Genomic DNA, 26,616 nt, shown 5'->3' with positions numbered 1-26,616 from the left:
GAGCCAAGGCTCGGTTTTTTTATCTTTTAAATTTAAGTAAACAGAAGCAAGCTATAAATAAGTTAATTACTTACTATTTAATAGTTACTTTCTAAATTAATTTAGTTTTAACTTCTGAAAACTTAAATGACCATCTTCAGATTGAACCAAAATTGTATCTCCTGCAATAAAGTCAGCAGCTAATATTTTCTGAGCCAATGGATTTTCAATTTGCTGTTGAATTGCACGTTTTAACGGACGCGCACCATAAACAGGATCAAATCCAGCATCAATCAATAAATCAAATGCAGAATCATCTACAGTTAAACTTAAATCACGTTCGGCTAAACGCGCACGTAATCGATCTAACTGAATATCAGCAATGCCGCGAATTTGTGATTTTTTCAACGAATGGAAAATCACCAGTTCATCAATACGGTTAATAAACTCTGGACGGAAGTGTTGATTTACAGCACCTATTACAACAGTACGCACTTCATCCTCAGATGCACCCTCGCCCAATTCACGAACATCTTGTGAACCTAAGTTCGATGTCATCACAATCACCGTGTTTCTAAAATCGACCACACGACCTTGCGAATCTGTTAAACGACCATCATCCAATACTTGAAGCAAAATATTAAATACGTCTGGATGTGCTTTTTCCACTTCGTCAAATAACACCACGCTATATGGTTTACGACGTACAGCTTCAGTTAACACTCCACCTTCTTCATAACCGACATAACCCGGAGGTGCACCTACTAAACGACTTACACTGTGCTTTTCCATAAACTCTGACATGTCAATACGAATCATCGCATCATCACTATCGAATAAGAAATTCGCAAGTGCTTTAGTCAGCTCAGTTTTACCCACACCTGTTGGGCCAAGGAATAGGAATGAACCACTTGGACGGTTCGGATCAGACAAGCCTGCACGTGAACGACGCACTGCATTCGACACTGCAACCACAGCTTCACTTTGACCAACCACACGTTTATGTAAAAAGTCTTCCATTTGAAGCAGTTTTTCACGTTCACCCTGCATCATTTTTGCCACAGGAATACCTGTTGCAGCACTCACTACTTCTGCAATTTCGTTGTCTGTGACTTTATTACGTAAAAGTTTTGGTTCAGGTTTATCTTCAACAACTTCTTCTTCACTTAAACGTTTTTCAAGCTCAGGAATCACACCATATTGCAAACGTGCCATTTCAGATAAATCGTTTTCACGTTGTGACTTTTGTAGTGCAACTCGTGCTTGATCTAGTTCTGCTTGGGTTTGCTGATCACCTTGAACCAAACGCTTTTCAGCAATCCAAATTTCTTCTAAATCGCTATATTCTTTTTGCACTTCATCAATCTGATTTTGAAGATGCGTTATTTCAGCTTTACTGCCTGCATCTTCATCTTTTTTCACTGCTTCAAGTTGAAGCTTCAATTGAATAAGACGACGTTCAAGCTTGTCTAATGGCTCAGGTTTTGAATCCAATTCCATTTTAATACGTGAAGCCGCTTCATCAATTAAGTCGATGGCTTTGTCAGGTAATTGACGATCTGTAATATAACGATGCGACATTTTCGCAGCAGCAATAATCGCTGAGTCTAAAATTTTTACACCATGATGCACTTCATAGCGCTCTTTTAAGCCACGTAAAATTGCCACTGTATCTTCTACAGAAGGTTCATCGACCTGAACTTTCTGGAAACGACGTTCAAGTGCAGCATCTTTTTCAATGTATTGACGATATTCATCAAGCGTTGTTGCGCCCACACAGCGAAGCTCACCACGTGCCAATGCAGGTTTAAGCATATTACCTGCATCCATTGCGCCATCGCCTTTACCTGCGCCTACAAGCGTATGTAGTTCATCAATAAAGAGGATAACTTCGCCATCTTGTTTCGCCAGATCACTCAAAACTGCTTTTAATCGTTCTTCAAATTCACCACGGAATTTTGCACCCGCAAGCAATGAGCCTAAATCTAAAGATAAGACGCGCATCCCTTGTAAACTTTCAGGCACTTCACGATTAATAATACGTTGCGCCAAACCTTCAACAATGGCTGTTTTACCTACACCCGGCTCACCAATAAGAACTGGGTTGTTTTTTGTACGACGTGATAAAACCTGAATGGTACGACGAATTTCATCATCACGACCAATAACAGGATCAAGTTTGCCTGCCGCTGCACGCTCAGTTAAATCTATGGTGTATTTACTAAGTGAGTCACGCTGATCTTCATGATTATTACTCATCACTTTGTCATTACCTCTCATTTTTTCAATTGTACTGCGTAAGTTGTCTTTGCTTACACCAACGCTTATTAACAATGATTTCGTTATACTCACTTCAATAAATGCAAGCATGACCCAATCTGTCGAAACAAATTCATCACCTGCTTTTTGTGCATAGCGATCTGCTAAATTTAAGATTTTTACAGCATCTGGGCTTAAATGTAGATCACCTGTTGGATTTGCCAAGGTCGGTGCATCGGCAATCGCTTGTTGAAGCTTTTTTTGCAATTCTGGGAGATTTGCACCTGCTTGCTGCAACATGCTTAGGTTAGATGCTTCTTCTAATAAGATGGTGAGAATATGAATTCCATCTATAGAAGTATGGTCTTTACCCATCGCAAGAGATTGAGCATCTGATAGAGATTGCTGCAGGCGGTTTGTAAATTTTTCAAAACGCATTTTTGTTTTACCTCACAACAAATTTTCACTTGAATCTTATATGGAGGTACTTTTAAAAATTTCAAATCCATTAAACTTAATTTAAATTATTTTTTATTTATATTTTTCAAATATTTATTTTATAAATTTAGGCAAATAATACAGTTTTAATATGGGTATTCAATTTATTAATTTCAAGGCTCATTATTATTTTTATTATTGCATCATCTAACTTTATTTAATTATCTTGACGACTACTTAGCCAATTTCCTTAGAATAATCCATCATATAGCCTAAAAAAAGACCGATTAAAAACCGATCTTTTGCAATTATTACAAACTGTTACAATTTCTATTATTCAACATCAATAATTTCAAAATCATGTGTAATTTCAACACCACCATCTGATAACATTTTGCTAGCAGAACAGTATTTTTCTGCCGAAAGCTCAACTGCTTTTGCGACCTGCTTCTCTTTAACAGCACGACCTGACACAACAAAATGCAAATGAATTTTAGTGAATACAGCAGGAATGGTATCAGCACGATCAGCCTTCAGTTGACATACAACATCCGTCACATCTTGGCGAGATTTCTTTAAAATAGTCACGATATCGAATGAAGCACAACCACCAAGACCCATTAATATAAGTTCCATGGGACGTGGTCCTCGGTTTTCACCACCATATTCAGGCGAACCATCCATAGTAATTGTATGACCGCTATCCGATTTTGCCTCGAAAGCAACATTCTCTAACCAATGAACGCTTGTTTGCATTGCAAGTCCCTAAAAAAAGCTATAAATTTACAGTGTACTGTACACTAACATAATTTGGGTTGATACGGAATTTCAGCCCATGTGTGACACGCGTTCATACTAGGTCTTGTGCGATCTACTATTTATCCATTTTCGGAACTGTTAGCATGACTTCAAATTTTTCACAACTAAGCACCGATGCCCTCTCACCAGGTCAATTGCCTGACTCAGTTAAAGCATTACTAAAGCGTGCATATATTAACCGTTATCCAAAGCGTACAACCATTATCGATTCGGGGTCAGAATCTAAATCTTTATATTTAATTCTTAAAGGTTCTGTGTCTATCATTCTTCGTGAAGATGATGATCGTGAAATTGTTGTTGCTTACTTGAATCCGGGGGACTTTTTTGGGGAAATGGGTCTATTCGAATCGAATCCACAACGTACTGCAGAAGTTCGCACTCGAGACGTATGTGAAATTGCCGAAGTGACTTATGAAAACTTTCATGAACTAAGCAAGCAATATCCAGATTTAAGCTATGCGGTATTTGCTCAACTTGTTCGTCGTTTAAAAAATACAACACGCAAAGTAACAGACTTAGCATTTATTGATGTTTCTGGTCGTATTGCACGTTGCTTGATTGACCTTTCATCTCAGCCTGAAGCTATGATTTTACCGAATGGTCGTCAAATTCGTATCACGCGTCAAGAAATTGGTCGTATTGTGGGTTGTTCTCGCGAAATGGTTGGTCGCGTTCTTAAAACATTAGAAGAACAAGGCATGATCGAAACTGATGGCAAAGCAATCTTAATCTTTGATGCTTCTTTAGAAGCCGTTGAAGATGCGTATGCAGATGCTGAGAAATAAGCGATAAACGCTATATAATTCTCTAAGTAAAAAAAGCAAATCAAATGATTTGCTTTTTTTACACCCATCATTGTTCAGCTATTTTTTTCACAAACTTTTAACAATTTATGATTTCAATATATACATTGACTCCATTAGCCTAGAACATCAAAAATACATCTAAATTAAGAGCCATATCACATGCAATTTCGACCACTTGCTAATACAGGTATCCTTTTACCTGAAATCTGTTTAGGTACCATGACTTTCGGTGAACAAAATACACAAGCTGAAGCATTTCAACAACTTGATTATGCTTTAGATCGTGGATTGTATTTTTGGGATACTGCAGAAATGTACCCTGTTCCCCCAAAACCTGAAACACAAGGTTCAACTGAAAGCATCATTGGAAATTGGATTCAGCAACATGGTGGTCGTGAAAAATTATTTTTAGCTTCAAAAATTGCAGGGCCATCACAAGGTGGTAGTCATATTCGTGATGGTCAAACACGCTTTAATGCTTCAGACATCTCTTCTGCTTTAGATGGTAACTTGAAACGCCTACAAACAGATTATATCGATCTTTATCAATTGCATTGGCCACAACGCCCCACTAATTTTTTCGGAAAATTAGGTTATGACAATCAAGAAGCTGAAAATACAAAAGAAGTCACATCTTTGGAAGAAACGCTCAGTGCTTTAAGCGATGAAATTAAAAAAGGTCGTATTCGCTATATTGGTCTTTCCAACGAAACACCTTGGGGTACGATGAAGTTTTTGCATTTGGCTGAAAAATTAGGCTTAGAAAAATTTGTCAGTGTACAAAATCCATATAACCTATTAAACCGAACTTATGAAGTAGGCATGTCTGAAATTGCGAAATATGAAGGTGTGGGCTTACTTGCTTATTCCCCCCTTGCATTTGGCTACTTAACAGGAAAATTCCGTAATGGTGCTCGCCCTGAGAATGCACGTGTAACACGTTTTTCTCGTTTTAGCCGTTACAGCAACCCAGAAAGCGAATTGGCAACTGAACAGTACGCACAGCTCGCTGAACAGCATGGTTTAAGCCTAACGCAACTTTCACTCGCATTTATCAAACAACAGTTCTTTGTAACATCAACCATTATTGGTGCAACAAATTTAGACCAACTAAAAGAAAACATTGATGCATTTGATGTCAATTTATCTGAAGAGGTTCTAAAAGGCATTGAAGCCATTCACAAGCAACAACCAAACCCCGCTCCCTAATTTAAATTTGAGGACTCCTTCAAATTTAAATTAGAAATACAAAAAGTACTGCTTTAATTTATTTTAGAAACACACGAAAGCTGTTTTAAATTTAAGTTAGCAATAAAAAAAGGATGCCATGGCATCCTTTTTTTATCATCAAAATAGACTTATTTTTTAACGTTTAATTGCGCTTTTGCTATATAAAGCTTGTGCAGCTGGCAAATTCTCACGCATTGCTTGAATACGTTGTGAATTTGATGGATGCGTCGACAAGAATGATGAATTACCACCACCCGATTGTTTTTGCATTTTTTCCCAAAGTGTAATGGCTGCTTGTGGATTATAACCTGCTCGCGCCATCAACATTAAACCGCCTTGGTCTGCGCGGCTTTCTAAATTACGTGAATACGGTAAACCCACACCAATTTGGCTACCCAATTGCGCTGCAGCTGCTGCACCCTGACCCGCACCCGCAGCACTTAAACCAACGCCTAATGCGATATTTGTAAGTGCATCAGCACCAATTTTTTGCTTAGAATGCTCTTCTAAAGCATGCACCATTTCATGCCCCATTACAGCAGCAATTTCAGCATCGGTAAGATTCAGCTTATTCACAATACCTGTATAGAATACAACCTTACCGCCTGGTGCAACATAAGCATTCACTTGATCAGACTTTAATACAGCCAATTGCCAATTAAACTTCACCCCAGTTTGATTCAACTGATCTGCATAAGGTTTCAAATTTAAAAATACAGCATTAATACGCTTATAAACAGCAGATGAAGTATCTAAAGTATTTGCTGAACGCGCCTCTGTTAAAGTTTTATTAAAACCTTCTGTTGCAACCGCATTTAATGTTGTTGTATCTGCACCTGCCATTTCAGCAAAAGTAGCACACCCCGAAATTGTTACTACACCCGATGCACACAGCGCCATCCACAGTTTCTTATTCATTGTATTTTTCTCCACAATATCAAACTTATTTTTAAATTATAGTCAATTAATCATATACAAAATAGGATATTCAACAAGTATTTATTATATTTCAGTATCATATTTGTGCTTAGATTAGAGCATAAATTGAATTACCAACCAAAACACCAAACACAATGCATTTAACACAAAATAAAACTGTGAAAATGGCTTAATTTTTTGCTCTAAATTTTGATCTTTTCGCTTAAATAATAAATAGGCATTTTGAATTAAAACTAAAGGAACAAGGATACAAGCAATCATCACTGTCAATCCAATAAAAACCTGATAAAACACATTTGGATCGACTTGTTGAGTTTTAATCATCAACATTGCGATGGTTGGCGCACCGCCCATTGCAAACAATAATGAATAGAAAATTGTGCTCGCGATATTGTTCTGCATCCTGCATATCTCAATATTTATTTAAATTATAGAAGATGCCTATTGTAGCAACTGTTCATGTTTTGCATAGCCGAAGAACTTGCAACTTTAGTCGGCTTGCTCAAACTATTCACATAAAAAAGCCCCACAATTGTGAGGCTTTTAATGTCTTACATTCTTTGCAAATTATGCATCAAATGGATGACGTAATACGATAGTTTCATCACGATCAGGACCAGTAGAAACGATATCGATTGGACATTCGATTAACTGCTCAATACGTTTGATGTAATTGATTGCTGCTTCAGGCAATTGGTCTAAAGATTTAGCACCAAAAGTAGACTCAGACCAACCTGGCATAGATTCGTAAATTGGTTTTAAAGTTTCGAATGCAAGCGCATCAGAAGAACCAACACAACCAGAATCTGCAGCTTCATAACCTACACAGATTTTCACTTCTTCTAAACCATCAAGAACGTCAAGTTTAGTTAAGCAAATACCTGAAAGTGAGTTAACTTCTACAGAACGACGTAGAATTTCAGCATCAAACCAACCACAACGGCGTTGACGACCAGTAGACGCACCAAACTCAGAACCAACAGTACCAAGGTGTTTACCAATTGCATCACCAACATCGTTAGCAGCATCGTAAACAAGTTCAGTTGGGAATGGACCTGCACCTACACGCGTTGTGTATGCTTTAGTAATACCCAATACATAGTCAAGGTGCAATGGACCAAGACCAGAACCTGAGCTTACGCCACCCGCTGTTGTATTCGATGAAGTTACATACGGATAAGTACCGTGGTCAACATCAAGAAGTGAGCCTTGAGCCCCTTCAAACATGATGTTTTCACCCGATTTACGGTATTTATGAAGCTCACCTGTTACATCAATAACTAATGGAGCAACCACTTCACGCCATTGGTCGCAAAGTGCAAGTACGTCTTCTAATTTAACCGCTTCTACACCGTAGAATTGAGTCAATTGGAAGTTATGGTATTCAAGAAGCTCTTCTAATTGAGCTTTAAGATGATCACCACCACGAACCAAGTCAGCAACACGAACAGCGCGACGAGCAACTTTATCTTCGTACGCTGGACCAATACCACGACCAGTTGTACCAATTTTCGCGTTACCACGTTTTTTCTCACGCGCTTGGTCAAGTGCGATGTGGTTCGGCAAAATTAAAGGACAGTTCGGTGAAATACGTAGACGTTCTTTAACAGGTACGCCTTCTTTTTCAAGAACAGCCATCTCTTTAATTAGCGCTTCAGGTGATAAAACAACACCGTTACCAATTAAGCAAAGTACGTTTTCACGTAAAATACCAGATGGAATGAGGTGTAATACAGTTTTCTTACCACCAACTACGAGAGTATGACCTGCATTATGTCCGCCTTGATAACGAACTACCGCAGTCGCTTGATCCGTGAGCAGGTCGACGATTTTACCTTTACCTTCGTCGCCCCATTGGGTACCAAGTACCACAACATTCTTGCCCATAATAGCCTCATTACATCATGCTGTTAAAATTGAAAACTCAACTGAATGACAGAAACATTCAGTAAAGTGATTAAATTACCGTGATTGTCCACTCGTCATTTACACTCACCAATTGATGAGTAGCATATGGAATAGAGTTTAAATCATCATTACCTAATAATTGAATTACACTTAAGCCTTGTGCACGAGCATTTTGAATTGCATTTTGTAATGCTTCATCTAGGCCTCTAGGTGCAACAACAACTTGAACTTGATCGAACTTACCCACACTTAGTGCATACAAGTCACAAGAGAAACCTGTTGCTGGACGCGCACGACCAAAGTGTTCACCAATACCATCGTATCGACCACCTTGTGCTACAGGTGCCGCACGATTTGGTGCATATACTGCATACATTAAACCAGTGTGATAATGATATGAACGAAGTTCAACAACATCTATACCAATATCTAAATCTGGCCAACGTGATTGAATTTCTAGTTTCGTCGTAAGTAGCGCATTAAATGCTTGTTTAAATGCTTCATCTGCAAGAAGTTCAGCACTTAAATTTGCTTGTAAAGCATCTAAATCACTAGAGAAGCGACCTAACGTATAGAAATCTGAACCGAATTTAAGATCTTGAGTGAATTCTGCAAGTTCTGGTAAAGCTTTACGTTGGTATAAATCTGACAATTGATTTTCAGTCGACTTACTTAAACCCGCATGCTTAACCAAGCTACGGAACAAACCAACATGACCTACATCTAGATGGATGCCGTGATCAAAACCAGCTGTTTTAAGTAAATTCAGCATTACGTCGATCATTTCTACATCGGCATCAATACTGTCTGAACCAAAAAGTTCTGCACCCAATTGTAATGGCGCACGTGTGGTATTAAACCCTTGAGGTTTCGTATGTAAAACCGTTCCTGCATAGCAGTAACGAGCAACACCTTGAACTTGATGTACATGTGCATCAATACGAGCCACTTGTGGTGTCATATCGGCACGCACACCAAGTAAGCGACCAGACAACTGATCGATCACTTTAAAAGTGGCTAAGTCTAAATCTTGATTCGATTCTGAAAGAGAAGATAGAGATTCTATGTATTCGATGAAAGGCGTGTACACCAATTGATAACCTCGAGATGCGAGGAAATCCAATGCGTCACGTCGCAAAGTTTCGATAACTTGCGCTTGCTCTGGTAATACATCAGCTACACCATCAGGTAATAACCATGTCTCTGAAATGGGCATGTTGTAAACCTAAATCCTGTCAGTGCGGAACTAATCCGCATAAAAAAATCGGGAACACACCCGATTCCTCTAAGTCTAGCACGATAGTTTTAGCTCTGCACCGACTTTTTAAAAATTCCACAAGATTTAACCAAAGTTTAATCAACCCTGATATTTAATGAATTAAACATTTAATTCATAATCATTTTATGACATAAAAATCAAATAAATATCTCTTATTTTACGTGTCTTTTGAATATCAAAATTGAATGGATGTTTGAGTTTTCAATTAATAAAGGGGCAGCTCTGTTGTTTTTTTAATACCTTGCAATGGAATTTCTGTTTTAACATTTTGAATACTCGTAATTTTATTTAAATTGTTAATTTGAAATGTTCTATAAGCATCTAAATCAGCAACAACAATTCTTAAAAAAAAGTCACAGTCCCCTGCCATTAACTGACATTCCACAACCTCAGGCATATCATGAATAGCTTCTACGAATTGATCGACTGTTTTTGCATCTTGTTCTTTTAACCAAATACGGGCAAATACTGTTAGTCCCAAATTAATTTTATTGGCATCTAACAAAGCAACATATTGTTGAATGACTCCGCTATCTTCTAGTTGCTTCACGCGCCTTAAACATGGTGATGGAGATAAGCCAACTAAGTGAGCCAAGTCATTATTTTGGAGTTTGCCATTGCGTTGAAGCTCTTTCAGTATTTTTTTATCAATTAAATCCATTTTCTCAAACCAGTGAAGCATAATATATTAACAATGTAATATTTTATAAAATAAAGTTCCAATAATAACAATATATAAACCCAACAAAGACCACACATTTCAACTTTAAAACAATATAATTCTCACACCCCAAACCCAAGTTTCTTAAACCCATGCAAACTTTAAAGAATCTAACTCAAACACAACTTTCTATCGTTGAATTCTCAAACTTTAAACGTGGCATAAGAACATCTATTCCCATGCTTCTTGGCATTATTCCTTTTGCTTTAGTACTTGGTGCACAAGCCACAAATAAAGGTTTTAACTTAATTGAAGTCCCGCTATTTACGGGTTTAAATTTTGCAGGGGGTTCTGAGTTTGCAATTTTGGAAATATGGACAAATCCACCGAATATTTTAATGCTGATGTTTATTACCTTCTTAGTGAATAGTCGGCATTTATTAATGGGCGCAAGTCTAGTGCCTTATTTAAAACATCTTCCAAACAAGAAAGTCTTTCCTGCTTTATTCTTTATGTGCGATGAAAGTTGGGCTGTTTCATTAGCAGATGCACAAATTAAACAACCACACAAAGGTTTCGAACACGCATTTTCACTACCATTTTATGCAGGATTATGCTTCGCACTTTATATCATGTGGGTCAGCTTCACGACACTTGGCGCTGCCATAGGACCAATACTGGGTGACATTAGCCGTTTTGGCTTCGATATGGCATTTCCTGCCGTTTTTTTAGTCTTGCTACGTGGTATGTGGAAAGGTGCTCGTGCTGCACGACCATGGCTTGTTAGTTTAATTTGCGCAGCTTTGGCTTATTTATATTTACCTTCAGGATGGTATGTTCCAATTGGCGCAATCAGTGGAATTATTTCAGCTTTTTTCTTTTTAGGTGATGACAACACATGATCCACACACCCACCTTAGTTGCCATTTTATTTATTGCAGGCACAACCTATTTGACGCGAGTTTTAGGCTATATTTTATTGAAAAATAAAACTTTAAATAACAAGCAAAGACAAATTTTGGAAGTGATTCCCGGATGTGTGCTTATTTCAGTTATTACACCCTATTTTGTAAAAGATAATCCTGCCGATTTAATCGCTATATTTATCACCGTGCTTGTAGCAACACGCTTTTCACTTTTACCAACGGTAGTTATCAGTATGGCTTCTGCAGCGCTATTAAGAATGTTTTTAATATTTTAGATATTCAAACGAAGTATAAAAAAATGCCCTCATCTTTTAGGGCATTTTTTATCTAAAATATTCAATGAAGATTCTTGAAAAATTCATTTAACTATTAAAAGACTCACACAAATCAAGTAAACGATTCGCATAACCCCACTCGTTGTCATACCAAGCAAATACTTTTGCTTGTTTGCCTACCACCATGGTTTGCGTTAAATCGACAATTAAAGAATAGGGAGAGTGATTAAAATCGCTTGAAACCAATGCTTCATCGGTCACTTGCATAATTTCAGCATAATCATGTCGTGCAGCAGCAACCAATGCATCATTCACCGTTTGTGAGTTTATGTCCGATTGGGCAATAAAAGTTAAATCAATTGCTGCCACATTAATGGTGGGTACACGAATTGAATAACCATCTATTCTATTTTCCATTTTAGGCATAACACGCTTAAGCGCGCCCAAAGCTGAAGAAGTGGTTGGAATAATATTTTGCCCTGATGCGCGCGCACGTCTTAAATCTCGATGTGCGTGATCAAGCACAGATTGATCGGCCGTTACCGCATGAATTTCGGTCATAAGTGCGGTATCAATACCAAATGCATCATCTAAAATTTTAACAAGTGGTACCAAGGCTTGAGTTGTACACGAAACGCCTGAAATGATTTGATCAGTCGCCTTTACTTCATGATGATTTACACCATACACAATCGCAGCATCTACCGTATCGAATGGCGCAGCACCAATAATTACACGTTTTGCACCTGCAGTAAGATGCTTGGTTGCTGCTTCACGTGAACGAAACAAGCCTGTACATTCCAAAACCACATCGACCTGAAGCTTTTTCCACGGAAGCTGTTCAGGATCTTGGCAGTTATATACCTGAACATTTAACGTTAAAGATCCTGCGGAAATTTTCAAATAAGCTTGCTGATCGATATAACAAAGCTCTACATCACCTTGAAATCGACCATGCGTTGTATCGTATTTAAATAAATGAATTAAAGTTTCTACATCTGCAACATCATTAATCGCAACAATTTCAAAAGCAAAATTTTTCGGATTTTCAAACCATGCGCGTAAAACATTACGCCCAATTCGACCAAATCCATTTATCGCCACGTGTTGCATGAAGAGACCCTTTAACCATGTGAAGTATTACAGCTACAACTATATGTTAATAGATTTCGTCTGAATACAGATATAAATTCTGAGTTTAATACAAGTCAGTAAAATTGATTTAACGCATTAATTCTTATCAACACATTGTATTTGTAGAAAGTATGGCAAATTTTAAGCGCCATGTTCACTTTAAAAACAATATTTCTTTGCTAAATAACGGGAATGTTAAACAAATTAAAGACTTTTATTCATTCTTGTCTTTATCAATTTTACCAAACATTGTATAAAACTATGCGTTAAATAGAAAAGTCATCAAAAGACCTTAAAATCATTGGTGAGACGTATATTTTCCGTTATAATTTGGCGTTTTAAAATTTTTAAGCCCCCGTGTGCTGTGGTGAATCATTTTTAAGATGACTTTACACAGTTACGCATTAGCCAATACAGAATCTATGGAGTGACTTGGTTGTGAGTACTCGTTTTATGACATCAGCTGAAATTCGTGAAGCATTTTTGCGTTACTTTGAATCGCAAGGGCATACACGTGTCGCGTCGAGTTCACTAGTACCCGCCAACGACCCGACCTTATTATTTACAAACGCAGGGATGAACCAGTTTAAAGACTGCTTCCTTGGTTTGGAAAAACGTGACTATGTTCGCGCAACATCTTCACAAAAATGTGTACGTGCAGGCGGTAAACACAACGACTTAGATAACGTTGGTTATACAGCACGTCACCATACTTTCTTTGAAATGTTAGGTAACTTCTCGTTTGGCGATTACTTCAAACGTGATGCAATTACTTTCGCTTGGGATTTCCTTACAGGCGACAACTGGTTAGCGCTTCCTAAAGACAAACTTTATGTCACTGTTTATCACACAGATGACGAAGCTTTTGATATTTGGAACAAAGAAGTTGGTTTAGATGCAAGCCGTATCATCCGCATTGGTGATAACAAAGGCGAAAAATACGCATCAGATAACTTCTGGGCAATGGGCGATACTGGTCCTTGCGGTCCTTGTTCTGAAATCTTCTTTGACCATGGCGACCACATTTGGGGCGGTCTACCAGGCACACCTGAAGAAGATGGCGACCGTTTCATTGAAATTTGGAACAACGTATTCATGCAGTTTAACCGTACTGCTGATGGTGTGTTACACCCTCTTCCTGCTCCATCTGTAGATACAGGCATGGGCTTAGAACGTATTTCTGCTGTTTTACAACATGTAAACTCAAACTACGAAATCGACCTATTCCAAAACTTATTAAAATCCGCTGCTGAAATTATTAGTTTAGATACCTCTGCAATTGAAGCTGAAGCTGCTGCAAACAACAAACCTGTTGAATATCCAGCATCTTTAAAAGTGGTTGCAGATCATGCACGTTCATGCTGTTTCCTTATTGCAGATGGCGTAAACCCTTCAAATGAAGGCCGTGGTTATGTACTGCGTCGTATTATTCGTCGTGCAGTTCGTCACGGTAACAAATTGGGCGCAACAGGTTCATTCTTCCACAAAATGCTTCAACCATTAATTGATGTAATGGGTGCAGCATATCCTGAACTTGAAGCTCAAAAAACACGTATTGAAGCGCAACTCCTTAAAGAAGAAGAGCAATTCGCAAAAACTTTAGAGCAAGGTTTGAAATTGCTTGAAGGCGAACTTGCGAACCTTAAAGGTTCTGTGATTCCAGGTGAAACAGTATTTAAACTATACGATACTTATGGTTTCCCAACAGACTTAACTGCCGACATCGCACGTGAACGTGATTTAACCATTGACGAAGCTGGTTTTGAAGTTGAAATGGCTGCACAACGCCAACGTGCACGTGATGCGGGTAAATTTGCAATCGATTACAACTCAATTGTAAATGTAGATAGCGAAACTCAATTTGATGGCTACGATGCAACTCAAGGTCAAGGTCAAATTATTGCAATCTATAAAGATGGCGAGCAAGTTGATGAAGTAAATGAAGGCGACGAAGCCCTCATCGTATTGAACCAAACACCTTTCTACGCAGAAAGCGGTGGTCAAATTGGTGATACAGGTATCTTCAAAAACGAAACAGGCATTTTTGAAGTTCAAGACACGAAAAAATCTGGTGGTGCATTTGTACACCAAGGTATCGTGACGATGGGTAGCTTAAAAGCGACTCAATCTGTTGAAGCAATTGTTAAAGCAGATTTACGTGATGCAACTGCACGCAACCACTCTGCAACTCACTTGTTACATGCTGCCCTTCGTCAAGTATTAGGCTCGCATGTTCAACAAAAAGGTTCATTGGTTGCATCTGATATTTTACGTTTCGATTTTGCAAACGATCAACCTGTAAGCTTTGAACAACTTCAAGAAATTGAACGTATTGTTAACCGCGAAGTGATTGCAAATACCGCTGTTTCAACTGAACTTTTAGATATCGAATCTGCGAAATCTAAAGGTGCGATGATGTTGTTCGGTGAAAAATACGGTGAAGAAGTTCGCGTACTTTCTATGGGTTCTATCAGCGATGATAAAAACTTCTCGATTGAACTTTGTGGTGGTATTCACGTAAAACGTACAGGTGATATTGGTTTATTCAAAATTACCTCTGAAGGCGGTGTTGCTGCTGGTGTACGTCGTATTGAAGCAGTTACAGGCACTAAAGCAATTGAAGTAGCTCAAAAAGCAGATCGCGACATTCACGCAATTAACGATTTACTTAAAGCGCAAAAAGATCAAACTTTAGAAAAAGTTGAAAACCTTGCATCTACAGCATCTAGTTTGCAAAAACAAATCGAACAATTGAATCAAAAGCTTGCAAACTTCCAAGCATCTGAACTTTTAAGCCAAGTTCAAACAATTGCTGGTCGTTCAACATTAATCACTACCGTTCAAAATACAGATGCGAAATCACTTCGTAACTTGCATGACGGTGTGAAATCTAAATTAGACAATGCAGTCATCGTACTTGCAGGTGTAGATGGCGATAAAGTAAGCCTAATTGCATCTGTAGCGAAGGAATTTACTGCGTCTATTAAAGCGGGTGACATCATCAAACACTTAGGTCAAGAACTAGGTGGTAAAGGTGGTGGTAAACCCGACTTGGCACAAGGTGGCGCGCCACTTAACGAGAAGTTAGAACCTGTTATGGCAAGCTTAGTTGCTTGGCTTGAAGCAAAATAACTTCACCTTTTGTGTAACTGACCCTGATAGGTAAATCAGGGTCATGGCTTTTATGGAACAACTATGGCACTAATCGTTCAAAAATATGGCGGTACCTCAATGGGTACTCCCGAGCGCATTTTAAATGTTGCTCGTCGTGTGAAGCGCTGGCACGATCATGGTCACAAGGTAGTGGTTGTGGTATCAGCAATGAGTGGCGAAACCAATCGTCTACTTGCTTTAGCGAAAGCCATAACCGAAACCCCCGACCCACGTGAATTAGACCAAATGGTGTCTACAGGTGAACAGGTAACGATTTCCATGTTAGCGATGGCACTTAATACCATTGGTGTTAAAGCAACATCGCTTACTGGTCGCCAAGTCGGTATTCAAACAGACAGCGCTTTTACAAAAGCACGTATTGAATCCATTGATACAGATGTCATGACAAGCTACTTAGATGCTGGTCAAGTCATTGTAGTTGCAGGCTTCCAAGGTTTCGATGCAAATGGCAACACGACAACTTTAGGTCGTGGTGGTTCGGATACTTCAGGTGTCGCACTTGCTGCCGCACTTAAAGCAGACGAATGCCAAATTTACACAGATGTTGATGGTGTTTATACCACCGACCCACGTGTAGCACCAAAAGCTAAAAAAATTGATCGTATCTCTTTTGAAGAAATGCTTGAAATGGCATCTCTTGGCTCTAAAGTTCTTCAAATTCGCTCGGTAGAATTTGCAGGCAAATACCAAGTGCCTTTACGCGTATTATCTAGTTTTGATAATGACAATGATGGCGCATTCGACGAAGACTTCAAACAAAATGTCGGAACACTAATCACTACTGAAGCGGAAGACAACATGGAACAACCAATTATCTCAGGTATCGCGTTTAACCGTGACGAAGCAAAATTAACGATTCTTGGTGTACCAGACGAACCTGGTATTGCTGCGAATATTTTGTGCCCAATTGGCGATGCTAATATTGAAATCGACATGATCATACAAAATGTTGAAGAAGATGGCACAACTGATTTCACGTTTACCGTAAACCGTGGTGAGTTAAACAAAGCGAAAGCAATTCTTGAAGCAACAGCACAAGAAATTGGCGCTCGTGAAGTTGCAACACGTTCAGATATCGTAAAAGTATCTATCGTTGGTGTTGGTATGCGTTCACATGCAGGTGTTGCAAGCAAAATGTTTACTGCACTAGCAAAAGAAGGTATTAATATTCTGATGATATCGACTTCTGAAATAAAGATTTCAGTCATCATTGATGAAAAATACTTAGAACTTGCTGTTCGTGCACTTCATACAGCTTTCGATTTAGATCGTGAGAGCGGTGAATCAAGCGTTCGCGCTTAAACATAATAGTATTTAACACTACTATGTAACATTTTATATATAAAACCAACAGAGCCTCTAGTATTTATATTCGTGGCTCTGTTATATTCAATTATAGCTTTATAAAAAATTTAAGCAGTTTTGTATCAGACACCATGTTTGCGACAGGATTTCTGTTAAAATTTAATCGTTTTAGGGTTGTGTAATTTCCTATTTTAAATATTTGCACGTTTAGCACATTGCAAGGAGATAAACATGCTGATTCTTACCCGACGTGTCGGTGAAACATTAATGATTGGGGATCAAGTCAGTGTTACTGTTCTTGGTGTTAAGGGCAATCAAGTCCGTATCGGTGTAAATGCTCCCAAAGAAGTATCGGTTCATCGTGAAGAAATTTATCAACGCATTCAACATGAACGCGCTATGCATGAACATCTTCAACATATCGACCAAGATTATCAACCTTCTGTAGAAGATGATAATATCCAACAAAATGATTTTAATCGTTAAGATAATTTTATTTTGTGAGTATAAAGCGGCTATATTGCCGCTTTAAATTTGCCTAAAATTTACAGAACTATCTATTTTCCATTGCTTCCAATACTTTACGCACTGGTCCAAAGCTTCTACGGTGTTCATCAATCACACCATGTTCAGCAATTGCTTCAAAGTGTGCTTTGGTCGGATAGCCTTTATGTTTAGCAAAACCAAATTGCGGATATTTTTTATCTAACTCAACCATATCATGATCGCGTGTGACTTTTGCTAAAATACTTGCAGCAGAAATTTCAGCATGAATTGCATCTCCACCAACCACAGCTTCACAACTCATCTGTAAACCTTTCGGTTCTTTATTGCCATCGACCAATACATGATCTGGTTGAATTTGCAGTTTTTCAATAGCACGACGCATTGCCAATAATGATGCTTGTAAGATATTCAATTCATCAATTTCTTGCGCACTCGATTCTGCAATTGCCCATGCTAAAGCTTTTTCTTTAATTTCAATAAATAGTTTTTCACGTTTTTTTTCCGTGAGTTTTTTTGAGTCGTTTAATCCTTCAATTGGATTATTAGGATCTAGAATAACAGCTGCCGCGACCACTGAACCAACCAATGGTCCACGCCCCGCTTCATCTGTTCCTGCAATTTTACGCATAATTTATAACCTTAAAAAAAATAGGCTGAACATGTCAGCCTATCTTATAACAATAATAAAATTTTAATTATTTTACAGATTCAGCAACACATGCATTTATTGTTTTAGTTACTGCATTTGAAACAATTGTAGTACGTGCAGCAGGATCTAATGCAGCTGTTGCTAAATCCACAGCAGTTACACTTTGTGGTGCTTTTTCGCTAACACAACCACAAATTTCAGATTCAATGCTTTCCTTTTTCTCAGCAGTCATTAAAACAGTCGCTGCTTTCCACGCTTGGATATTATTAAGTTCAGTTGTACATTTTGCATTTACTGCAATTTTAAGTGCAGCTGTACCCAATTGTTGAGTTGCTGATGTAGTGCCCGTTGTATCCGTTGTCGCACATGCAGATAAAATAAGTGCCATTGGAGCAAGTACAGCAATTAACTTTTTCACAGAATTATCCTTTTTATACAAAATAAATGTAATGCCATTTTGCCCAAATTATACCAATTAAGGAATAAGTAAATTCAGCTTTTGAATCGTCTGAATAATTTCCCAACAAGTTTAATCGTTTCAGAATATTAACGATGCGTTGCATAAATACTATTTTTAAGACAATCTAAATTCATTAGCATACAGAATGCGCATCAAACAACTTAATATTATGAAAAACAATTCTGAATACTACACTCGAACAGCTCAACTTTTGCATTGGTTAATGGCCATTATTTTTATTGTTGCATGGATTATTGGCTTTTACAGTGGTAATTTTTTAAGCTATGACATAGATGGCAGCTTTAAAGGCAGTGTGATTACACTGCATAAAAACATTGCAACCACGATTATCTTTTTAGTCATGATTCGTATTTTTTGGCGATATACACACCCAGCACCCGAACTACCCAATACAATGTCACCAATAATGAAACGTTTTGCTCATTTAGGGCATTTAGCACTGTATTTCATGCTTTTAGCATTGCCTATTACAGGTTGTTTATTTAGCTGGAGCGCAGGACATCCTGCACCTGTTTTGTATTTATTTAACCTACCAACACTCGTTGCAGAAAACCCAGCAATTACCGCTATTGTTAAGCCTTTACATGTTTATATTTCATGGGCAGCAGGCTTATTACTTGCAGGTCACATTCTTGCAGCCTTAAAACATCACTTTGTAGATAAAGACAATGTTTTAAATAGCATGACCAAACAACCCAAATAAATGTTTACTCACGTAATTTAGAACAATAAAAAAGCCACATTCAATGTGGCTTTTTTTGATTTAATTTTTATCTAATGCTTGTACAACACATCCACGAATACTATTCACAATGGCTTTAGATACAAGTTGATCTTTGGCTTTTTCATCAATTAATGCATTGAATAATTCTTTAATCGACACATCATCGGACGCGTGTTCCGACACACACCCACATACCTGAGATAATGTTTGATTACGATCATCTTCAGTCATAAAGATTGAGGCAGTTTTCCAAATTTTGGTTGTCTGTAATTCCGCCTTACATTGATATTCAACCACGGGCTTAAGTGCTGTTTTGGTCATAACTGTAGGATGAGCTATTGCCAAATATGCAATTACAGCGACAATTAAAAATATTATCATCAATAAAAATTTAAGAATTTTTTTCATATCTATTTATACAACCAAAAAAGGCAGCAAGAAAACCGACTGCCTGAAATACCAAATAATTAAACCACTAAGTTTTGGATTTTACTTATCCACTTTTCTTTATCTTCACGTGAAATAAAAGATGCTTCAAAAGAATTAATTGAAAGTTGCTTTAATTCATCTGTAGTTAAATCTAATGCTTCTGTAATCGCAATAAAGTTATCATTCATGTAGCCACCAAAGTACGATGGATCATCTGAATTTACTGTTACATGCACACCTTGCTGTAATAAACGACGAATATTGTGTTTCGCCATATCATCTACAACACAAAGCTTTAAATTACTTAGTGGGCAAACAGTTAAAGGCATTTTTTCTGCAACCAAACGTGCCATTAATTTTGGATCTTCCTCAGAGCGAACACCATGATCAATGCGATTTACTTTAAGTAAATCTAAGGCTTCCCACACATATGCGGCAGGACCTTCTTCGCCTGCATGAGCAACAATCAAGAATCCTTCTTCACGTGCTTGAGCAAAAACACGCTCAAACTTAGATGGTGGATGTCCTAATTCACTTGAATCTAATCCGACACCAATAATTTGCTCTTTATATGGTAATGCTTGTTCAAGTGTTTTAAATGCAGCCTCTTCGCTTAAATGACGCAAGAAACACATAATCAAATGCGATGTAATCCCTAGTTTTACTTTCGCTGCATCACAAGCACGTTGTAAACCATTGATGACTGTTGCAAATTCAATCCCACGATCTGTATGTGTTTGGGGATCGAAAAACATTTCTGTATGCACCACTTTATCTTCTGCACATTTTTCAAAATATGCCCAAGCAAGATCATAAAAATCTTGCTCATGAATAAGTACATTTGCACCTGCATAATAAATGTCTAAAAAAGACTGTAAATTATGAAAATTATAAGCTTGTTTTACTTCTTCTACAGATTTATACGGGATTTCAATTTGATTACGTTGCGCAATTGCAAACATAAGTTCTGGTTCAAATGTCCCTTCTATATGCACGTGCAACTCAGCTTTTGGCAATGCACGGATAAAATCTAATTGACTCATTTATATCCCTCAAAAATAAAAAAGGGTGCAAACAAAGTTTACACCCTTTGCATTCATTGGTGTATTTAGCCACCAAATAATGCGAACTTCAATGTCCAAAGTAGCGCAACAATCCAAACCATATATGGAACAGATTTCGCTTTACCTGTGAACAATTTAATTAATGCATAGCTAATAAAGCCCATCGCAATACCATCTGCAATTGAATATGCAAAAGGCATGAAAATGATGGTTAAGAATGCTGGAACAGCTTCTGTAACATCATCCCAATCGATGTTGGTAATGCCTTGAATCATCAAAACACCAACAAATAATAATGCTGGTGCAGTTGCAAAACCAGGAACAGATTGAGCCAATGGTGCCAAGAATAAGCATAAAACAAATAGAACACCAACAACAACCGCAGTTAAGCCTGTACGACCACCTGCCGCAACACCCGCTGAAGATTCAATATATGGTGTTGTTGAAGAAGTACCTAAAGCAGCACCCGCAACAATAGCTGTTGAATCGGCAAATAATGCTTTTTTCAAACGTGGTAATTTACCATCTTTAAGCAAGCCTGCACGATGAGAAACCCCAACTAAAGTACCCGTTGAATCAAATAAATCGACCAAGAAGAATACAAAAATCACACCTACTAAACTTGCTGTAAAGAGTCCTTCAAAGTTCATTTGCATAAATGTCGGCATAATTGATGGAATTTCACCAACCACGCCTTGGAACTCGTTATAACCCATGATTGTTGAAATGGCTGTAATTGCAAGGATACTAATTACTATTGCCCCACGCACTTTAAAATTATGCATGATTACAACAAGAAGGAATCCTAAAAGGGCAAGTAAAACAGAAGGTTGCTTCAAGTCACCCAAACCAACCAAAGTCGCTGGATTATCAACAATAATTCCTGCATTCTTTAGCGCAACCAATGCAAGGAATAAACCAATACCACCACCAATTGCAAGTTTCAAAGACATTGGAATCGCATTTACAATGGCTTCACGAATCTTAAACATGCTGATTGCAATAAAGACAATCCCTGACACAAAAACTGCTGCTAAAGCCGTTTGCCATGGCACTCCCATACCCAAACAGACTGAATACGTAAAATACGCATTTAAGCCCATACCTGGTGCAAGAGCGATAGGATAATTTGCAACAATACCCATAACTAAGCAGCCAATTGCAGCTGCAAGACATGTTGCTACAAAGACAGCCCCATGATCCATCCCTGTTTCGGATAAAATCATCGGATTGACAATGATAATGTAACTCATTGCTAAAAATGTCGTTACACCTGCTAGAACTTCTGTACGAAAATTTGTTTTATTCTCGCTGAGCTTAAATAAGCGCTCTAGCATACTCTCTGAAGACGGATTAGGAGTCGTCATGACCTAGCCCCTGTTTAATGAATAAACTTAATGCCAAGAATTTAGGCAAATATGCATCTAAATGAATATTGCGTGAAATACTTACTGCAATGGTTATGCCAAATATTTAAAAAATGAAGTATCGATTAACCTAGGAACAAGTTTTTATCAATAAAACCAAAAACTATTGATTTACCAACAAGGTTTCACTTAAAAAAGCGAACAAAAAAGCTGCATATAAATTATGCAGCTTCACCTACCTTCATGAAATCAAATACTTAATTTTTGAAATATTTTGATTGAACCATCCTATATATAAATTATATCACATTGATTTTTTAAAGTTTCTAAAATTTTAAAATTCATGTTTTTGATATTTTCACTCAACAAATATTCCACTCTTATCAATAAGGTTCAACAACTCTATCCCTTTGCTTATTTGGAATATAATAATGCTTATTTTTTTCAATGTTATTAATTGAATACTTAGCACTGTCAATAAGTTGCTTTATCTCTTGATGACGTTTTTCTTCAATGTCTCGATAGACCAAAAAACCCAAGACAAAAACAATAGAAAGAATGCCTATTATATAATATTTCAACGCAACCCCCTAGATAGCACCAATTATTACTATCCTTAATTACATAACTATTCTTTTAATTAAGTTTAAATTTATAGTTTTCAAAAAATTAATTTATTGTGTTTTATATCACAAATATCAAATATTTCAAAACCCATTCATCTTAATAATTATTTTATCTCAATATAAATATGATTCGTTTTCACATAAAAAAGCCGATGCGAATGCACCGGCTTTTCAACATCATCAACTTAAGCGTTAATAATGAATATATGCTTACTTAAACTGCAGCAAGAATCGCGTTAAGTGTAGCACTTGGACGCATTACAGCATCTACTTTCACTTGATCTACAGCGTAATAACCACCAATATCTGCAGCTTTACCTTGAACAGCAGCAAGCTCAGCAACGATTTTATCTTCATTTTCAGCAAGTGCTTTTGCAAGTGGAGCAAATTTTGCTTTCAATTCAGCATTTTCGTCTTGAGCAGCAAGTTCTTCAGCCCAGAATTTTGCTAGGTAGAAATGACTGCCACGGTTATCAAGCTCACCTGTACGACGTGATGGAGACTTATCGTTATCAAGAAGTTTGCCTGTTGCTTGGTCTAAAGTTTTAGCCAATAACTTCGTAGCAGCATTGTCTTCTTTAATACCCATTTCTTCTAAAGAAACAGCCAAAGCCATGAACTCACCTAAAGAATCCCAACGTAAGTGGTTTTCTTCAACAAGCTGTTGTACGTGTTTAGGAGCTGAACCGCCTGCACCTGTTTCGTACATACCACCGCCCGCCATTAATGGCACGATAGACAACATTTTCGCAGAAGTACCTAATTCCATGATTGGGAATAAATCTGTTAAGTAGTCACGCAGAATGTTACCAGTTACAGAAATCGTATCTAAACCACGAGCAACACGTTCAAGCGTATAACGCATTGCACGTACTTGTGACATGATTTGAATATCTAAACCGTCAGTGTCATGATCTTTCAAGTATTCTTCAACTTTCTTGATCAATTCATTTTCGTGTGGACGGTACGGGTCAAGCCAGAAGATTGCAGGCATGCCTGAGTTACGCGCGCGAGTTACCGCAAGTTTTACCCAGTCACGAATCGGAGCATCTTTAACCTGACACATACGCCAGATATCGCCTTCCTCAACGTTTTGCGACATCAATACTTCACCTGTTTCTAAGTCAACGATGTTTGCAACACCATCTTCAGAAATTTCGAAAGTTTTGTCATGAGAACCGTATTCTTCAGCTTTTTGCGCCATCAAACCAACGTTAGGTACAGTACCCATAGTACGTGGATCGAAGTTGCCATTCCATTTACAGAAATTGATCATTTCTTGGTAAATACGTGCGAAAGTTGATTCTGGCATTACTGCTTTACAATCGTAAGGTTTGCCGTCAGCACCCCACATTTTACCGCCACCACGGATCATTGCAGGCATTGAAGCATCTACAATCACGTCGTTTGGTGAGTGGAAGTTTGTGATGCCTTTTGCTGAGTCAACCATCGCTAAAGCAGGACGGTGTTCTTGGCAAGCGTGTAAATCTGCAATGATTTCTTCACGTACAGATGTTGGTAAAGTTGCGATTTTCTCGTAAAGACCAGCCATACCGTTATTTACGTTAACGCCTAGCTCATCAAACAATTTACCGTGTTTTTCGAACGCTTCTTTGTAGTAAATTTTCACACAGTGACCGAATACGATCGGGTGTGAAACTTTCATCATGGTTGCTTTAACGTGTAAAGAGAACAAAATGCCCGCTTCACGACAATCTTCAAGTTCTTTCTCGTAGAAATCGCAAAGTGCTTTTTTGCTCATGAACATTGAATCGATGATTTCGCCATCTTTCAATGCAACTTTTTGTTTAAGAACGATTGTTTCACCATTCTTAGTAACAAGTTCCATCTTCACATTACGTGCACGATCAAGTGTCATAGACTTCTCACCATGGTAGAAGTCACCTTCATCCATATGTGAAACGTGAGTCTGTGACCATTGCTTCCACTCGCTCATAGAATGCGGATGTTTTTTCACGTAGTTTTTAACTGCAGCAGGTGCACGACGGTCTGAGTTACCTTCACGTAAAACAGGGTTTACAGCAGAACCTAAACATTTGCTGTAACGCACTTTAATTGCTTTTTCTTCTTCAGTTGTTGGATTTTCTGGATAGTCCGGAATCGCAAAACCTTTAGATTGAAGTTCTTTAATACATGCCGTTAATTGGCCAACAGAAGCACTAATATTAGGAAGTTTGATAATGTTAGTATCTGGGTCTTGTGTAAGACGACCTAGCTCTGCAAGAGTATCAGGTACTTTTTGTTCGTCTGTTAAATAGTCTGCAAATTCTGCGAGTACACGTACAGCTACAGAAATGTCACTTTTGACAATCTCTACGCCAGCTGGCTTAGTAAAGGTCTCAATGATCGGCAGTAGTGAGTAAGTTGCCAATAATGGCGCCTCGTCGGTCAGTGTATAAATGATTTTTGACTTTCCACCAGCCATATATAGCCCCTTGAGATAGATTAAGTTTTTTAGAAGCGAGCTTTTGACTCAGCTTCCGTGAACCGGTTTGCTTGAATAAAACATAAAGAGTATCGATGCTCAAAGCATATCAGTCAACGAAATATCATTTCATATTGTGATGTAACTTGTTGTTTATTTGCATCTGTACCACTTTCTTGTACCCATATTCTACTCGATTCCTTACCCTTTTCGAAGTGCAAAATGTTAGGTATTCTCAAATGTGATAGCACTAAAAATTTAAACACTTATAAAGCAAGTTGTTAATTAATATAACAATATAATTAAAACTTTTATTCAGCGCACAACATACGCTGTACATAAAATGAACAATCTAAATGCTTATTTTTATCACCCTAAAGTCTATATAGACTAAAGTTCTTCAATTTTTTAACAAAAACTAGCATTCACCAAATAAATGTTTGCACAGATTTAAAACATATTTTTTAAATTAATAGAAAAAGTATCTTATAAATAGATGTTTATTCTTCATTTTTTCTTGCATCTGACAAAGCGTCAGAAATTGGATATTCATTAATCATTACTTAATTTAAAAATGAAAGACTTTTTATGACCTTTAACTGAAGAATAGATTCAGCAAAAGAATGAGGCATTTTTTAGATACCCTCTTCCGATTCTTGCAGGTAAAATACCCGCCGTCTTTGTCAATTTATTCATGCTCAAAAAAATATAAAAATAAAAAATAAAAAAACTAATTAAGGGTTCATAAAATATATTTAAACCAACTTATTTACTACAGTATTAGCAATAATTATAACAACAAATAAAATATTTTTTTAAAAGATATAAATACATATATTTAAAAAACAAATAATATTAACAATGTATTATTTAAGTATAAATAATAAAATTTTAATAAAATTTATATTAATATTGAGTCACAAACAATCAAGAGGGTTTTAAAATGAAAAAATTATTATTTTTATCGATAATTATGAGCTTTAGTTGTGTTACTTTTGCTGGGCAAAGTAAACAGAATAATTGTGTAGCAACAGGTGTACCAAGTAAAGGGTGTATCTGCTGGCCAGATGGCGTATGCGTTGATGTTGGTGATATTGGCACGCACCCTTAATATATTAAACATATAAAATTTAAATGATAAGTGAGTAAAAGAAATTTATATGCTTTTACTCACAACCATTATTTACTCAA

General features: G+C 37.4%; 23 protein-coding genes. 9 read left to right on the top strand and 14 right to left on the bottom strand.

Translation table 11 applies throughout. The features are described 5' to 3' along the window. Positions 1-96 precede the first annotated feature (96 nt). Positions 97-2,676 carry an ATP-dependent chaperone ClpB gene (gene clpB, locus GTK57_RS11690; protein ID WP_152873625.1) on the bottom strand — a complete coding sequence of 860 codons (2,580 nt, stop codon included), beginning with the start codon at positions 2,674-2,676 and terminating at the stop codon, positions 97-99. Between the two features lie 333 nt (positions 2,677-3,009). Continuing rightward, the gene (locus tag GTK57_RS11685) at positions 3,010-3,432 is read right to left on the bottom strand and encodes an OsmC family protein (RefSeq protein WP_152873624.1); all 423 of its coding nucleotides are present in this window, start codon (positions 3,430-3,432) and stop codon (positions 3,010-3,012) included. A gap of 146 nt (positions 3,433-3,578) precedes the next feature. Here GTK57_RS11685 and crp point away from each other — a divergent pair, with 146 nt between their 5' ends. Continuing rightward, positions 3,579-4,280 (top strand): cAMP-activated global transcriptional regulator CRP, encoded by a 702-nt coding sequence (crp, locus tag GTK57_RS11680; RefSeq protein ID WP_152873623.1) that lies wholly within the window; start codon positions 3,579-3,581, stop codon positions 4,278-4,280. 180 nt (positions 4,281-4,460) lie between these two features. Next, on the top strand, positions 4,461-5,510 hold the full coding sequence (locus tag GTK57_RS11675) for an NADP(H)-dependent aldo-keto reductase (RefSeq protein WP_152873622.1): 1,050 nt from the start codon (positions 4,461-4,463) through the stop codon (positions 5,508-5,510). A gap of 156 nt (positions 5,511-5,666) precedes the next feature. On the opposite strand, the gene GTK57_RS11670 is transcribed toward GTK57_RS11675, so the two are convergent. The 5 genes from GTK57_RS11670 to GTK57_RS11650 form a co-directional block, all read right to left on the bottom strand. Then, positions 5,667-6,449, bottom strand: coding sequence for a M48 family metallopeptidase (locus tag GTK57_RS11670; RefSeq protein WP_152873621.1), 783 nt, complete (start codon positions 6,447-6,449; stop codon positions 5,667-5,669). A 114-nt stretch (positions 6,450-6,563) separates the two neighbouring features. Then, positions 6,564-6,872 carry a hypothetical protein gene (locus GTK57_RS11665; RefSeq protein ID WP_152873620.1) on the bottom strand — a complete coding sequence of 103 codons (309 nt, stop codon included), beginning with the start codon at positions 6,870-6,872 and terminating at the stop codon, positions 6,564-6,566. Positions 6,873-7,037: 165 nt separating this feature from the next. Then, a complete protein-coding gene (locus GTK57_RS11660; protein WP_152873619.1) occupies positions 7,038-8,357 on the bottom strand; it encodes an adenylosuccinate synthase in 1,320 nt (439 codons plus the stop codon). 70 nt (positions 8,358-8,427) lie between these two features. Further along, positions 8,428-9,594, bottom strand: coding sequence for an ATP phosphoribosyltransferase regulatory subunit (locus GTK57_RS11655; protein ID WP_152873618.1), 1,167 nt, complete (start codon positions 9,592-9,594; stop codon positions 8,428-8,430). 268 nt (positions 9,595-9,862) lie between these two features. Further along, entirely contained in the window at positions 9,863-10,318 is a 456-nt protein-coding gene (locus GTK57_RS11650; RefSeq protein ID WP_152873617.1) for an Lrp/AsnC family transcriptional regulator, read from the bottom strand. Between the two features lie 152 nt (positions 10,319-10,470). On the opposite strand from GTK57_RS11650, the gene GTK57_RS11645 reads away from it, so the two are divergent. After that, positions 10,471-11,220: an AzlC family ABC transporter permease gene (locus GTK57_RS11645; protein ID WP_152873616.1), complete on the top strand. Its 750-nt coding sequence runs from the start codon at positions 10,471-10,473 to the stop codon at positions 11,218-11,220. After that, complete coding sequence (locus tag GTK57_RS11640; protein ID WP_152873615.1) at positions 11,217-11,519, top strand: AzlD family protein; 303 nt, start codon at positions 11,217-11,219, stop codon at positions 11,517-11,519. Before GTK57_RS11645 ends, GTK57_RS11640 begins: the two co-directional genes overlap by 4 nt. An 87-nt stretch (positions 11,520-11,606) precedes the next feature. On the opposite strand, the gene GTK57_RS11635 is transcribed toward GTK57_RS11640, so the two are convergent. Further along, the gene (locus GTK57_RS11635) at positions 11,607-12,632 is read right to left on the bottom strand and encodes a type I glyceraldehyde-3-phosphate dehydrogenase (RefSeq protein ID WP_152873614.1); all 1,026 of its coding nucleotides are present in this window, start codon (positions 12,630-12,632) and stop codon (positions 11,607-11,609) included. Between the two features lie 459 nt (positions 12,633-13,091). Between GTK57_RS11635 and alaS the strand changes: the two genes are divergently transcribed. The 3 genes from alaS (at position 13,092) to csrA (ending at position 17,618) form a co-directional block, all read left to right on the top strand. Next, positions 13,092-15,785 (top strand): alanine--tRNA ligase, encoded by a 2,694-nt coding sequence (gene alaS, locus GTK57_RS11630; protein ID WP_171522143.1) that lies wholly within the window; start codon positions 13,092-13,094, stop codon positions 15,783-15,785. A gap of 63 nt (positions 15,786-15,848) precedes the next feature. Next, positions 15,849-17,129: an aspartate kinase gene (locus tag GTK57_RS11625; protein ID WP_152873613.1), complete on the top strand. Its 1,281-nt coding sequence runs from the start codon at positions 15,849-15,851 to the stop codon at positions 17,127-17,129. Between the two features lie 234 nt (positions 17,130-17,363). After that, a complete protein-coding gene (gene csrA / locus GTK57_RS11620; RefSeq protein ID WP_152873612.1) occupies positions 17,364-17,618 on the top strand; it encodes a carbon storage regulator CsrA in 255 nt (84 codons plus the stop codon). A 67-nt stretch (positions 17,619-17,685) separates the two neighbouring features. Here the strand turns inward: csrA and rnhB are convergent, their stop codons facing one another. Together rnhB and GTK57_RS11610 are read right to left on the bottom strand one after the other, a co-directional pair. Next, positions 17,686-18,267 carry a ribonuclease HII gene (gene rnhB / locus GTK57_RS11615; RefSeq protein WP_152873611.1) on the bottom strand — a complete coding sequence of 194 codons (582 nt, stop codon included), beginning with the start codon at positions 18,265-18,267 and terminating at the stop codon, positions 17,686-17,688. A 67-nt stretch (positions 18,268-18,334) separates the two neighbouring features. Continuing rightward, the gene (locus GTK57_RS11610) at positions 18,335-18,706 is read right to left on the bottom strand and encodes a hypothetical protein (protein ID WP_163123814.1); all 372 of its coding nucleotides are present in this window, start codon (positions 18,704-18,706) and stop codon (positions 18,335-18,337) included. Positions 18,707-18,917: 211 nt separating this feature from the next. Here GTK57_RS11610 and GTK57_RS11605 point away from each other — a divergent pair, with 211 nt between their 5' ends. After that, positions 18,918-19,472 carry a cytochrome b gene (locus GTK57_RS11605; protein ID WP_163124752.1) on the top strand — a complete coding sequence of 185 codons (555 nt, stop codon included), beginning with the start codon at positions 18,918-18,920 and terminating at the stop codon, positions 19,470-19,472. A 60-nt stretch (positions 19,473-19,532) separates the two neighbouring features. On the opposite strand, the gene GTK57_RS11600 is transcribed toward GTK57_RS11605, so the two are convergent. The 4 genes from GTK57_RS11600 to GTK57_RS11585 form a co-directional block, all read right to left on the bottom strand. Beyond that, positions 19,533-19,901, bottom strand: coding sequence for a hypothetical protein (locus GTK57_RS11600; protein WP_152873610.1), 369 nt, complete (start codon positions 19,899-19,901; stop codon positions 19,533-19,535). A gap of 59 nt (positions 19,902-19,960) precedes the next feature. After that, positions 19,961-20,965 carry an adenosine deaminase gene (locus GTK57_RS11595; RefSeq protein WP_163123810.1) on the bottom strand — a complete coding sequence of 335 codons (1,005 nt, stop codon included), beginning with the start codon at positions 20,963-20,965 and terminating at the stop codon, positions 19,961-19,963. Positions 20,966-21,030: 65 nt separating this feature from the next. Beyond that, positions 21,031-22,353 (bottom strand): NCS2 family permease, encoded by a 1,323-nt coding sequence (locus tag GTK57_RS11590; RefSeq protein ID WP_152873608.1) that lies wholly within the window; start codon positions 22,351-22,353, stop codon positions 21,031-21,033. 840 nt (positions 22,354-23,193) lie between these two features. Further along, a complete protein-coding gene (locus GTK57_RS11585; RefSeq protein ID WP_163123806.1) occupies positions 23,194-25,425 on the bottom strand; it encodes an NADP-dependent isocitrate dehydrogenase in 2,232 nt (743 codons plus the stop codon). 943 nt (positions 25,426-26,368) lie between these two features. Here GTK57_RS11585 and GTK57_RS11580 point away from each other — a divergent pair. Beyond that, the gene (locus GTK57_RS11580; RefSeq protein ID WP_163123803.1) at positions 26,369-26,536 is read left to right on the top strand and encodes a hypothetical protein; all 168 of its coding nucleotides are present in this window, start codon (positions 26,369-26,371) and stop codon (positions 26,534-26,536) included. Positions 26,537-26,616 lie beyond the last annotated feature (80 nt).

Origin of the sequence: Acinetobacter portensis (assembly GCF_010646905.1) — a bacterium.
Taxonomy (GTDB): Bacteria; Pseudomonadota; Gammaproteobacteria; order Pseudomonadales; family Moraxellaceae; genus Acinetobacter; species Acinetobacter portensis.
This window is presented reverse-complemented; position numbering and strand designations above follow the sequence as displayed.